The 13,568-nt window shown below is 60.9% G+C and carries 8 protein-coding genes; 4 read left to right on the top strand and 4 right to left on the bottom strand.

What is annotated here, in order from left to right; all coding sequences use genetic code 11:
• Positions 1–45: 45 nt before the first annotated feature.
• The 3 genes from V5B44_RS22545 (at position 46) to V5B44_RS22535 (ending at position 3,750) form a co-directional block, all read left to right on the top strand.
• Positions 46–921: a phosphoribulokinase gene (locus V5B44_RS22545; protein WP_332361285.1), complete on the top strand. Its 876-nt coding sequence runs from the start codon at positions 46–48 to the stop codon at positions 919–921.
• A gap of 59 nt (positions 922–980) precedes the next feature.
• The gene (gene tkt / locus V5B44_RS22540; protein WP_332361284.1) at positions 981–3,047 is read left to right on the top strand and encodes a transketolase; all 2,067 of its coding nucleotides are present in this window, start codon (positions 981–983) and stop codon (positions 3,045–3,047) included.
• A 169-nt stretch (positions 3,048–3,216) separates the two neighbouring features.
• Positions 3,217–3,750 (top strand): OmpA family protein, encoded by a 534-nt coding sequence (locus V5B44_RS22535; RefSeq protein WP_332361283.1) that lies wholly within the window; start codon positions 3,217–3,219, stop codon positions 3,748–3,750.
• 93 nt (positions 3,751–3,843) lie between these two features.
• Here V5B44_RS22535 and V5B44_RS22530 read toward each other — a convergent pair whose 3' ends face one another.
• The 4 genes from V5B44_RS22530 to icmF form a co-directional block, all read right to left on the bottom strand.
• Positions 3,844–5,142, bottom strand: coding sequence for an MFS transporter (locus V5B44_RS22530; RefSeq protein WP_332361328.1), 1,299 nt, complete (start codon positions 5,140–5,142; stop codon positions 3,844–3,846).
• An 85-nt stretch (positions 5,143–5,227) separates the two neighbouring features.
• Positions 5,228–7,405, bottom strand: coding sequence for a bacteriohemerythrin (locus tag V5B44_RS22525; RefSeq protein WP_332361282.1), 2,178 nt, complete (start codon positions 7,403–7,405; stop codon positions 5,228–5,230).
• A 180-nt stretch (positions 7,406–7,585) separates the two neighbouring features.
• A complete protein-coding gene (locus V5B44_RS22520; protein WP_332361281.1) occupies positions 7,586–8,887 on the bottom strand; it encodes an acetyl-CoA hydrolase/transferase family protein in 1,302 nt (433 codons plus the stop codon).
• Between the two features lie 127 nt (positions 8,888–9,014).
• Positions 9,015–12,281, bottom strand: a complete 3,267-nt coding sequence (gene icmF / locus V5B44_RS22515) for a fused isobutyryl-CoA mutase/GTPase IcmF (RefSeq protein WP_332361280.1) — start codon at positions 12,279–12,281, stop codon at positions 9,015–9,017.
• 168 nt (positions 12,282–12,449) lie between these two features.
• Here icmF and V5B44_RS22510 point away from each other — a divergent pair, with 168 nt between their 5' ends.
• The gene (locus tag V5B44_RS22510) at positions 12,450–13,562 is read left to right on the top strand and encodes an AraC family transcriptional regulator (RefSeq protein WP_332361279.1); all 1,113 of its coding nucleotides are present in this window, start codon (positions 12,450–12,452) and stop codon (positions 13,560–13,562) included.
• The last annotated feature ends 6 nt before the right edge of the window (positions 13,563–13,568 follow it).

Raw genomic sequence — 13,568 nt, 5'->3', positions numbered from 1 at the left:
TGCGCCGGACCGGAAACTCACCATCAAGCCACGGAGGTACAACCCATGTCGATCAAGAACCCAGTTATCGCAATCACCGGCTCTTCCGGGGCCGGCACGACGTCGGTCACGCGAGCATTTCAGCACATCTTCCGGCGGGAGAATCTCGACGCCGCAATCATCGAGGGCGACAGCTTCCATCGCTACGATCGCTCGGCAATGCGCGACACAATGGCTGAGAAGAGTCTTGCCGGGGATCACCATTTCAGCCACTTCGGACCCGAGGCCAACCTGCTCTCCGAATTGGAAGGACTGTTCCGCGAATACGGGGAAAGCGGTTGCGGCAAGCGGCGCCACTACGTGCACGATGAAGCCGAGGCCAAGCTTTATGGCTCGGCACCGGGCACCTTCACCGAATGGACCGACCTGCCTGCGGGGACTGACCTGCTGTTCTATGAAGGTTTGCATGGCGCTGTGGCGACGGACACCGTCGATGTCGGCCGCTACGTCGATCTGTGCATTGGCGTGGTGCCGATCATCAACCTCGAATGGATCCAGAAACTCCATCGTGACAAGGGACAGCGTGGCTACTCGACCGAGGCGGTGATGGATACCATCCTGCGGCGAATGCCTGACTACACCCACTACATCTGCCCGCAGTTTTCCAGGACGCACGTCAATTTCCAGCGCGTGCCAACGGTCGACACCTCCAACCCCTTCATCGCCCAGGATATTCCATCGCAGGACGAAAGCATGCTGGTAATCCGCTTCGCCAATCCCAAGGGCATCGACTTTGCCTACCTTCTGAGCATGTTGCATGACTCGTTCATGTCGCGACCAAACATCATTGTCTGCCCCGGTGGCAAGATGGGTCTGGCGATGCAGATCATTTTCACACCGATGATCATGCAGTTGATGGACAAGAAGCGCCGCGCGCGCTGAAGTCAAGGCCGAGGTCGTTGACCGACGCGGTTCCCAAGCACGGATTGAAGGAGATTGACTTGCCGACCGAATCCCGCAAGTTTCGCCGTCGCTGCGCCAATGCGCTGCGATTCCTCGCCATCGATGCCGTCCAGGCGGCAAACTCCGGCCACCCGGGCATGCCGATGGGTATGGCAGACATTGCCGAGGTCCTCTGGCGTCACCATTTGAAGCACAATCCGGCCAATCCCCATTGGTTTGACCGCGACCGCTTTGTTCTGTCGAACGGGCATGGGTCGATGCTGATCTATGCGCTGCTGCACCTGTCCGGCTACGATCTGCCCACCGACGAACTGAAGCGCTTTCGGCAACTCCACTCGAAGACCCCGGGACACCCCGAATTCGGCCTGACTCCGGGTATCGAAACGACGACCGGCCCGCTCGGGCAGGGTCTCGCCAATGCAGTGGGCATGGCGCTGGCCGAACGGCTGCTGGCCGAGACCTTCAATCGAGAGGAGCACAAGATCGTCGACCATTTCACCTACGCCTTTGTCGGCGACGGCTGTCTGATGGAAGGCGTTTCGCATGAGGCATGCTCGCTGGCCGGGCGTCTTTCGCTGGCGAAGCTGATCGTCTTCTATGACGACAATGACATCTCGATCGACGGCCACGTCCAGCCATGGTTTGCCGACGACACACCGAAGCGCTTCGAGGCTTACGGCTGGCGCGTGGTGCCGCACTGTGACGGCCACGATGCGGGCTCGATCGAGGCTGCGATCCGGGTTGCCAAGACCCTGACCGGGCGGCCGACCCTGATCTGCTGCAAGACGATGATTGGTTTCGGATCCCCGAACAAGGGTGGAACGCACGACGTACACGGAGCGCCGCTCGGCACCAGCGAAATCGCCAACACCCGTCGTCAACTCGAATGGCCGTTCGCCGCCTTCGAAATTCCGGACGACGTTCGTACCGCGTGGGACGCCCGCGCGAAAGGTGAAGCCGCCGAATACGCCTGGGACGCGAGTTTCGCTTGCTACCGTGCAGCCTATCCAGATCTCGCCGCGGAGTTTGAACGACGGATGCGCGGCGAGATGCCAGCCAATTGGCAAGATCGGGTAGCAAATCTCGTCGACCAATGGGCAAGGCAGACCGGCGCCGTCGCCACGCGCAAAGCTTCGCAGAACGTCATCGAGGCGCTCGCCCCGATCCTGCCCGAACTGCTCGGTGGGTCGGCCGACCTGACTGGCTCAAACCTCACCAACTGGAGCGGTACCCGCCCGGCCAATCGGGACGCCGGCGGCAACTACATCCACTACGGCGTGCGTGAATTCGGTATGACCGCCATCGCCAACGGCATCGCTCTGCACGGTGGTCTCATTCCCTACACGGCAACGTTCCTCGTCTTCTCGGACTACGCGCGCAACGCCATTCGTCTGGCAGCGCTGATGAAACTGCGGCAACTGATGGTCTACACGCACGATTCGATCGGTCTCGGCGAGGATGGCCCAACGCACCAGCCCATAGAACATGCGGCCTCGCTGCGGCTGATTCCTGGACTCGACGTCTGGCGCCCGGCTGATGCGGTGGAGACTGCAATCGCCTGGGCCGCCGCCCTGGAACGGCAGGATGGCCCCTCGTGCTTCCTGCTTTCGCGGCAGAACCTGCCGGCACTGCCGCGTACAGCCGAACAGGTCGCCAGCATCAGGCGTGGGGGCTATATCCTGCGCGAAGCCGAGGCGGCAACCCCGCAGGTCGTGCTGGTCGCTACCGGTTCCGAGCTCAGCCTGGCGCTGGACGCCCAGGTGGTACTCGGGCAGGAAGGGATTGCCGCCCGCGTCGTCGCCATGCCGTGCACGCGACAATTTGACCTGCAGCCGCTACCCTACCGCCAGCAGGTGCTGCCCACGACGATCCCGACAATCGCGATCGAGGCCGGCCATCCTGATTTGTGGTGGAAGTATGTCGGGCCCAGTGGGGCCGTAATCGGTATCGACCGCTTTGGCGAATCAGCACCGGCTGCCGATCTGTACGAGTTCTTCGGTATCAACGTCCCGAGTATCGTGGCGCAGGCGCGACGACTGGTCAGCCCCGCGCCATTGCCCATTGCGAATCCCTCGAACCCAGGGTCAGCAGGCAGCGATGCATGACGGTTTGGCCGGCTGGCGACAAGGTACAACCACCCACCGTATGCCTGGGCGATCTGTCGATTTCGCCGACAACCACCCAGCACTACGTCGCCAGCACCCTGTGACGCAAAAATCATTGCTAAACTAATGAAAATCAAGACTCGCGTTTCGACCTCCTGGGGCATCGCCAATGCCGTTTGCCAAGTTTGCCGGTTATCCATCCTGCTTCTGTCTTGCGATCGCGTTTGCTTTATCGGCTTGCACGACGGTCGAGAAGCCGTCTCGAGCAAGCGATTCCGGCAAAGCGGCTGCGACCCAGCCCGCACGAACTGCGGCCTATTCCGGTAGGCAGGGCGCGGCCAAACCGACGCCTTTCGCAGATGAAGAGGAAAGCCGGACGGTCTATTTCGCTTCGAGCGATGCAACGATCGACAGCCAGGGAGCTGAAGTTCTTCGTCAGAACGCCCTGAAACTAAAGGAGGATACGCAACTCGTCGTCGTTCTGGTGGGTCATACGGACAACCTGGGCAGTTCCGCCTACAACCTTGCTGTAGCCGACAGGCGCACCGAGGCAGTCAGCGAGCGGCTCCGCTCGCTGGGTGTGGCGAGAAGCCAGATTCGGCGCCTGCCGGTCGGCAGCGAGCAAAGCAGCAAACTCAAGTGCGATAGCGAAGCCTGCCGTCGCAGCATGCGACGCGTCGAACTGATTTATGAAAGGCGTTGACTGTCGGGTTCCGGCAGCTTCAGTACGGGAAGAGCTGACGTAGCCAGTCCTTCCGGCAGCCACGTGCAAGTCCAGGGGGTTTGTACGGGACAATCAGACGGGCTGCTGCCAGATATTCCGGCAACCCGTTTCCCGTATCCGCCACGAAGCCAGCGCCCCAAGGGCCGCCGTCCCGGCAAGCAGTAGCAAGCCCGCGTGAAAGTCGTCCGGCGTGTAGAAGCGTGCCCCGCTCTCGGTCAGGCCACCCTGCCAAGTCCAATCCATGACCCAGCCAACCATTGGCTGCAGGATGGCGGCTGCCAGAAAGCCGCCCATATTGGTGACGCTGGTCGACATGCCAGAAAGGAGGGGCGGATTGACCTCCTTGGCGCAGGCCCAGGTAAGCGTGAAACTGGCGGTGACCAGCCCCATCAGCGCGAACAGTGCATAGCTCAGACCCAGGGGTAGCGCGCTACCCGACAGCCAGACAAGCCAGATCAAGGCGTACAGGTGACTGCTCGCAACCAGCACCGGCTTGCGCCGGCCGAGGCGATCGGAGAGGGTGCCCACAAAGGCACAGCCGAGCGCGAAGCCGGCAAAATAGAGACTCACGTGGTTGGCAGCAACGGCTCGGGTCATGCTGTGCACCTGGGTCAGGAAAGGGGTTGCCCACAGACCGGCGAACGCAAAAAAGCTGCCGCAGATGCCGAAATTGACACAGGCAACTGGCCAGGTGTCACGATTTCTGAGCACCAGCAAAAGGCCGGCGAGGACCGCGGTGCGATCGAAGCGTGGTTTGTCGGCGCTGCTCGCCGACAACGACCTGCCCTTCCCGCCCCCGGACTCGCCCAGCAGCCACCAGCAGCCGACGCCGAGCAGCAGCGAAACGACGGCCAGGCCAACGAAAACGCCTCGCCAGCCGGCGACCTGCGCCAGCCAGGACAAAGGCGCTCCGGCCAGCACCGAGCCGAGGTTGCCGACCAGCATGCTGATGCCGACCAGGCTGGCAAAGCGACGCTCATCAAAGGACAAGGCAATGATCTTGAGCATGGCAATGAAAGTCACCGAAACGCCAAGCCCGATCAGCGTTCGCCCAAGCAGCGCCAGATCAAGACTGAGAGCCAGACCGAACAGCAGGCTCCCGATACCTCCCACCAGCCCGCCGAGCAGGAGAATCAGGCGGGGCCCCAGCGTATCGACGAGAATACCGGTCGGCACCTGCATGACCGTATAGACGTAGAAGTAGGTGGCCGCCAGCACGCCCAACGACGACGCCGTCGTATTGAATGCCGCGATCAGATCCTGAGCGATACCGGCCGGCGCAAAACGCTGGAAGAAGGACAATACGTACGCCGCAACAACCATCGCCAGGGCCAGCTTGCGGCGGCGCCGCTGATGGGCAAGGTCACTCATGTCGTGCAAGGCAGGTTTTTGCTTCCCGAATCCCGTAGTCTCGACGCCAGCTGACAGACAGACAGCGGTACCCGTCCGCCGCGACTCAGGTCAGCCCTCGGCTCGCCAGATCGCGCGCCAGCGCGCGGTCGACCTTGAGGAAGTGGTTCACCAGCCAATCGCGGATAAAGCCCATCAACTCGATCGAGATCGTTCCGCCGGCTTCGTACTGCCGCTTGAACTTCGACACCTCCTCGATCAACTTGCGATGCGCCGCCAGATGCGCCTCGCGGTCGGCGTACTGGTGTTTGTTCATCAGCTTCTCTTCGAAGCCAAAATGGTTGATCGTGTAGTTGACAAGTTCGTCCAGGATCGAACCGCAGGCGGCGCGGCCTGCTCCCGAGCGCATCGCGCCGTTCAAGCGGTTGGCAATCTCGATCAGCACCTGGTGCTGGCGGTCGATCTCGGCATGTCCGACGGCCAGAGCAGTTGACCACTCCATCAGCGGTTTCACTGCGGGTTGATTGCCGTGGGGACCGCGTAGACTGCTGCTGCCGCTGTCGCTGGTACCGCCAATCTTGAAGCGCTGCACCATCGAGAACATTTCGCTGGACGCCTGTTCAAGTTCAGCCGCCGACTGCAGCGACTGCCTGATCACACTCTCTGTCTGTCCCGAGGCATTCATCACCTCATCAACATTGCTGACGATGTCTTCGATACGCCGAGTCTGGTCTCGCGTGGCCTGCGACAGTGCCTGCATCTTCTGGAGAGTCTCCTGCGCCTGTTCCTCGATGGCATGCAGGGTATCGGCCGCGGAGTTGGCCTGCGTGACACCGCTGGCGATCACCGGCGCTGCGGCCTTCATGCCTTCAACCGCACTCTCGGTATCGCTCCGGATACCCTGCAGGATGCCGCCGATCTCGCTCGTCGCCTTGCTCGTTCGTTCGGCGAGCTTGCGCACCTCGTCGGCGACCACGGCAAAGCCACGCCCCTGTTCGCCGGCGCGGGCGGCTTCGATCGCTGCGTTCAGTGCCAGCAGGTTGGTCTGATCAGCAATCTCCTTGATCACCCTGGCCATCTGGCCAATTTCGCTGGTGCTTGCCACCAGCCGGGAAACCTGGTCCGAGGAGGCCGAGACCGTATCAGCAATGGCCTGCATTTCAACGGCCACCTTGGCGGCAACCGCGGCGCCGTCGTGGGCGCGCCGCGCAACTTCATGCGCACCGTCTTCGGTCGCATGGACGAGTCCGTTGACCACTTCAACACTTGTCGAAACGTCGCTGATCGCCGAACGGGTGTGCCTGACCGCACCGGCCTGTACCTGGGTGGCAAGGTTGATCTCGTTTGATTCGGCAGACAGGCGCTCGATGCTCGCCTGCACCTTGCTGGCGTTGTTGAAGATGGCGCGCAGCATCTCCTTGAGGTTGCTCTGCATGTGTGCCAAAACAAACAGCACGCTTCCCTTGTCACCCGCCTGCAGCGGAATCTCGTGCGTCAGGTCACCCTCGGCGATCTTGCTGGTCGCTCCCAGCGCCACGCGCGGCTCGCCGCCGAACTCGCTGACGATGCTCTTCCTGACCATCCAGCCCGCCAGCAGCAGCAGGCAGGTCGCGCCAACGGCAAGCAACACGCTGTACTTTGCCTCGTCGATGAAGATCCGGTCCACGTCGTCGATGTAGATCCCGGAACCAACGACCCAGCCCCAGGGTGCAAACGTCTTGACGTAAGAAAGCTTGGTGAAGAGCTCGCTGGTCACACCGCCGCCGGCCAGCGGTTTGGGCCATAGGTACTCGACATAGCCTTCGCCCGCCTGTCCAACCACCTCGTTGAAACTGACGAACAGATTCTTGCCATCAACGCTGACTTTCTCGCCGTTGAGCCCGGCCTGCAGCGAGATCGCCTTGTTGAAGCGGGCCTCATCGAGCACTTTGCCATCGAGAGCCGGGACCGTCGGGTGCATCACCATCCTGGGTACCGGCTTGCCGAGGTCGTTGATCCAGAAATACTCGGTCTTCTCGTAGCGCAGGTGCTTGACCGCCGCGATCCCCTGCTGTCTGGCTTCGTCCTCGGTCAGCGTGCCCGCCTTCTGCAGTCCGTGATAATGGTCAAGGACGCCGACCACGGCTTCCACCAGGTGGCGGGTCTTGATCTGTCGGTCGTCATAAAGCCGGCCATGCAGCGACCACAGGCTCTCCCAGACAATCAGCAACATGGCCAGCAGGGCCAGGACTGCCGTCAGGGACAGCCGGTTCATCAGACTGAGTCGACGTAGCGCTGCAATCATTTCAATCCCTCCATTGTTCACTACCAACCGGGGATGCTGTACCAATCAAGCGAAACTTGCAACAGCAGGCGACTGCGGCAACCACTTGGCGCGCGATGCACACGGACTGCATCCGAGGCATGCTCAGCAGGCGCGCTAGAAGCGTGCCCTCCTTCTCTCTTGTGTACCTTGCACGCGGTTCTATAGCAGCTTCAGCTGGCGCGCGGCTTCAGTGAGTTCGCCGCGAAAATCGGGATGGGCAATACCGATCAACGCCAGGGCGCGTTGCCTGGCGGTTTTCCCACGCAACTGGGCAAGGCCGTATTCAGTCACCACGTAGTTGACGTCATTCTTGCTGGTGGTGACATGTGCGCCCGGGGTCAGGCCCGGCACGATGCGGGAGATGCTATCGCCCTTCGCCGTCGAAGGCAAAACGATGAAAGCCTTGCCGTCGCGTGAGCGGTTGGCTGCCCGCACAAAATCGACCTGTCCGCCAGTGCCGGAGTACGGTTGTGGGCCAAAGCTCTCGGAACAGCACTGCCCGAGCAGATCGATCTGCAGCGTTGCGTTGATCGATACCATCTTGTCATTGCGCGCAGCAAGAAAGGGGTCGTTCGTGTAATCGACCGGATGCATTTCCAGCATCGGGTTGCGATGCATGAAACGGTAGAGCTTCTGCGAACCCAGGGCAAACGTTGCCACCATCTTGCCTGGCAGATAGGTCTTCTTGCGATTGGTCACCGCGCCGCACTCGAGCAGTTTGAGGATGCCATCGCCGATCATCTCGGTATGGATGCCCAGATCATGCTTGTGTGTGAGTTGCATGACCACCGCGTCGGGAATGGCGCCAAAGCCGATCTGCAGCGTCGAACCATCGTCGATGATATCGGTCACGTATTCGCCGATGGCCTGCTGCACCGCGCCGATCTTTGGCAGGCTGACCTCCAGTATCGGCTCCTCGCTTTCGACCAGACCAGCCACCTGCGAGATGTGCACGTGACAATTGCCATTGGTGAAGGGCACGTTCGGATTGACCTCGAGAATCACGGCCCGGGCCATGCTCACGGCAGCCATCGTGTAGTCGGTAGCCAGACTGAGCGCGAAAAAGCCGTGCTCGTCCATCGGCGATGCCATCGAAAAGACCGCGTCGACCCGCAGTTGCCGGTTTCGGATCAGCGACGGCATCTCGGAAAAGTAGCTCGGCAGATAGTCGATCCAGCCTTCATTCCCGCCCGGCCGCGTCGCCCCGCCAAAGAAGAAGGCAAGGTGACGAACATGGTCTACCGTCTCGGGATCGATATAGGCGTACTTGCGCAGCGGCAGAATCTGCCCGACCGTCACGCCGTGAAAATTCCGCCGCTGCTCGGACAGCGCGGTCAGCAGTGTCGGCGGTTCGCCGACACCCGTAGGAACGCAAATGAAATCGCCGTTCTCGATCAGGCTCATGGCCTCGGCTGCGGCCATCCGCTTGCGATCGTAAATCCGCTGGTAAATATCAGACATGCATGCATCCTCCCTTCCTGGTGGAAAACAGCCCCGGCGCTGGATGATCATCCGAGGGTAACCGAAAACCCTGTCAGTCCTGGCCCGGACGACAGGGTGGCACGCGTGCGGGGCCGGCCCCGGGTACCTACATGCTGCGGCGGTACTGGCCACCGACCTCATACAATGCGCCGGTAATCTGCCCGAGCGAGCAGACGCGAACAGCATCCATGAGGACGGCAAAGACATTACCGTTGTCGATCACTACCTGTTTCAACGCCTCGATCATGGCGCCGGAAGCGGCCGCGTTGCGGCTCTGGAAGTCGCGCAGGCGCAGCAGTTGCGACTGTTTTTCCTCTTCTGTTGAACGCGCGAGTTCAATTTCGATCTGGGCGTCGCCCTTCGGGTTGCGGAAGGTATTCACTCCGACGATCGGGAACGAACCGTCATGCTTCTTGTGCTCATAATAGAGCGATTCCTCCTGGATCTTGCCGCGCTGGTAGCCGGTTTCCATGGCCCCCAGGACACCGCCGCGCGAAGCAATGGCCTCGAACTCCTTCAATACGGCTTCTTCGACCAGATCAGTCAATTCATCGATGATGAATGAACCCTGATTCGGGTTCTCGTTCATCGCCAGGCCCCACTCGCGGTTGATGATCAACTGGATGGCCATCGCCCTGCGGACCGATTCCTCGGTCGGTGTGGTGATCGCTTCGTCGTAGGCGTTGGTGTGCAGCGAGTTGCAGTTGTCGTAGATGGCAATCAGCGCCTGCAACGTTGTACGAATGTCGTTGAACGCCATCTCCTGCGCGTGCAGCGAGCGACCGGAAGTCTGGATATGATACTTCAACTTCTGGCTGCGCTCGTTGCCGCCGTATTTGTTCTTCATCGCGACCGCCCAGATGCGGCGTGCAACCCGGCCAATCACCGAATACTCGGGATCCATGCCGTTGCTGAAGAAGAACGACAGGTTGGGCGCGAAATCGTCGATGTGCATGCCGCGCGCCAGATAGGTTTCGACATAGGTGAATCCATTGGCCAGCGTAAAGGCCAGTTGCGAGATCGGATTGGCACCGGCTTCGGCGATGTGATAGCCGGAAATTGACACCGAGTAAAAGTTTCCGATCTGGTTATGAACGAAGAATTCCTGGATGTCGCCCATCATCTTGAGGGCAAACTCGGTCGAGAAGATGCAGGTATTCTGCCCCTGATCCTCCTTGAGAATGTCCGCCTGAACGGTGCCGCGAACATTGGCCAGCACCCAGCCACGGATCTTCTGCATCTCGTCTTCGGTCGGCTCCCGACCGTTATCGGTACGGAACTTCTCGATCTGCTGGTCGATCGCGGCATTGAAGAACATTGACAAAATGATCGGTGCCGGACCGTTGATAGTCAGCGAGACCGACGTTGTCGGTGCACACAGCTCGAAACCATCGAACAGAACTTTCATGTCGTCGAGCGTCGCGATCGACACGCCGGAGTTCCCGACCTTGCCGTAAATGTCTGGCCTGGCATCGGGATCACAGCCGTAGAGCGTGACCGAATCGAAGGCGGTCGACAGCCGCTTGGCGGGCATGCCTTCGGATACCTTCTTGAACCGCCGGTTGGTACGGAAGGCGTCGCCTTCCCCGGCGAACATGCGGGTCGGATCCTCGTTCTCGCGCTTGAAGGCAAATACCCCGGCGGTAAAAGGAAAGGAACCGGGAATATTCTCCTTCATCAGGAAGCGCAGCACTTCGCCGTCGTCCGTGTAGGTTGGCAGCGATACCTTGCGGATGCGCGACCCGGAGAGCGAAGTGCTGGTCAGCCGGGTGCGAATCTCCTTGTCGCGAATCTTGACCACGTACTCGTCCTGAGCGTAAAGCTCGACGGTCTTCGGCCACATGTCGAGCAGCTTCTTTGCCCTCGCGTCGAGTTGCCCCTCCTTCCAGGTGATCAGCTCATCGAAGTCGGCTACCGACTTGCCGCAGGCGTCAAACAAAGCCTTGGCAATTCTCAGGGACTGCCGCTGGCGAGCGATCTCCGCCTGCTCGGCGGTATGGGCATGATAGCTGCGGACCGATTCGGCAATTTCGGCCAGGTAGCGCACACGCTGTGCCGGAACGATCGCCCGCTGGTTCGACGACTGCCGGACACCAACCAGCGGCAGCTTGCCCCTCTTCAGCTTCAGACCAAAGGCGTGCAATTTGGCCGCCGCCGCCTGGTACAGGGCAGTCACGCCGTCGTCGTTGAAACGGGCCGCCATGGTGCCAAAAACCGGCATTTCCTCCGGGCTCTGATTGAACGCCTCATGGTTGCGCTGATACTGCTTGCGCACATCGCGCAGCGCATCCTCGGCACCCTTGCGGTCAAACTTGTTGATCGCGACAAAATCGGCGAAGTCGAGCATGTCGATCTTCTCCAGCTGCGAAGCCGCGCCAAACTCGGGCGTCATGACGTAGAGAGAGACATCGACCAGTGGCACGATGGCAGCATTGCCCTGGCCGATACCGGAGGTCTCGACGATTACCAGGTCAAAACCGGCCAGCTTGCAGGCAGCGATCACTTCGGGCAACGCGGCAGACACCTCGGAACCCGTTTCCCGCGTCGCCAGTGAGCGCATATAGATGTTTGGATGCTCAATCGCGTTCATCCGGATGCGGTCACCGAGCAGTGCCCCTCCGGTGCGCTTGCGTGACGGATCGATCGAGATGATCGCCAACCGGAGGGTGTCGCCCTGATCAAGCCGAAAGCGCCGTACCAGTTCGTCGGTCAGCGACGACTTGCCGGCACCGCCGGTACCGGTGATGCCGAGTGTCGGCACCTTGAGCCCGGCGGCGGCGTGGATGAGTTTCTTGCGCAGCGCCTCGGGGCAGGCACCGTTCTCCAGCGCAGTGATGATCTGCGCCAGTTTGCGACCGTCAGCGGCTTTCAGGGTGGCAAGCGCGGCGTCCGGATCCTGAGGAGCCAGTGCCGAAAGGTCGAAATCGGACTTCGCCACGACCTCGTTGATCATTCCCTGCAACCCCATCGACTGGCCGTCTTCCGGTGAGTAGACTCGTGTGACGCCATAGGCGTGCAGTTCTTCGATCTCGCTGGGGACGATCACCCCGCCACCACCGCCGAAAACCTGGATGTTCTCGCCACCTCCAGCCTTCAACAGATCGATCATGTACTTGAAGAACTCGACGTGCCCACCCTGGTACGAGGTAATGGCAATTCCCTGCACATCCTCCTGCAGCGCGGCGTTCACAATCTCCTGCACGGAGCGGTTGTGGCCAAGGTGAATGACCTCGGCACCGGTCGACTGGAGAATGCGACGCATGATGTTGATTGACGCGTCATGCCCGTCGAACAACGAAGCAGCGGTGACAAAGCGCACCTTGTGCTTGGGTTTGTAGGGCAGAAGCTTCTTGGCGATGGAAAGGTCAGTCATGTCGTTCACGCTCCACGAAAATCGTAAATGTCTTGGTTACGAGGAATTGTACCGGGACAGACATGTTAGGAAGTTGACGCCAATAAAGCCATTACCCAATACGCCGCCGAGAATGTAAATATTGCCAAGTTGGAATATCGTGTCAATACACCGCCTTGCGAGAAGCCAATGACATACCATGAGAAGACTGCCAAAGATGCCTCAGCCACCGCCAGCGCACCACCGCCACCGGCGCGCGCCACAGTGGCCATTGCCTTTGTTCAGGGAATGCTGGCAGGTCTCCGCCACGCAGGCCGTGACGCCGATCTGCTCCTTGAACGCGCGCGCATCGCCCCCCAGGTCCTGCGCGACCCGACCGCCCGCATTCCGGTCGACCGCTATGCCGAACTCTACAATCTGATCAACCGCGAACTGGACGATGAAGGCTTTGGCCTGTTTTCGGTGCCGATCCGAGCCGGCGCCTTCGAGTTCCTTTGTCGCAGCGTCATTACTGCGCCGACGCTGGCCGAGGCCATCAGACGCAGCGTCGGCTTTCTGCGCCTGGTCCTGCCCGACCTCGCCGTTCGTCTCGCCAGCAATGACGAGCAGGCCTGCCTGTGCATCAGGGAAACCCGCCCGCTCAAAATCGGGCGTGTCTTCGCCTTCGAATGGTTGCTGCGTTTGTTGCATGGACTGCTTTCCTGGCTTGTCGGGCGCAGCATCGTTCTCGAATCGGTCGCTTTCCCCTACCCCCGTCCGGCGCATGCCGAGGATTATGCACTGATCTATACGGCGCACTCGACCTTTGACGCCGAAACGCTGAGCGCCATTTTCGCTGCCAACCTCCTCGACCTGCCGATCCGTCGCGATGAAGCCGCGCTTCAGGCCTTCCTTGATGGTGCACCGGGCAAGCTGACAACCTTGTACCGTCGTGATCGAGAAATGGTTCTGCGCGTACGCAACGCGCTGCGCGATGCGCTGCCGGCGTCGGGCTCGCTGGGTGACGTGGCCAGCGCTTTGCATTTATCGCCACGCACCCTGCATCGCCGGCTGAAGGAAGAGGGATCGAGCTTTCAGGCAATCAAGGATGCCTTGCGCCGCGACCTGGCGATCAACCGACTCGCCAAGACCCGGCAGGCATTGACAGCGATTGCCGCCGAACTCGGCTTTGCCGACACCGCTGCCTTCTACCGTGCCTTCCTGAGATGGACCGGCATGGCACCTGCGCACTACCGACGACGACTGCAGGCAGCAAGCGAGAACACAGACAGGAAGCACGGGGCTGATTTCGCGTCGCCCTAGCGCCCG

The sequence above is a fragment of the Candidatus Accumulibacter necessarius genome, from assembly GCF_036625085.1.
Note: the sequence above shows the minus strand (reverse complement) of the source record. Positions and strands in the feature narration are given on the sequence as shown.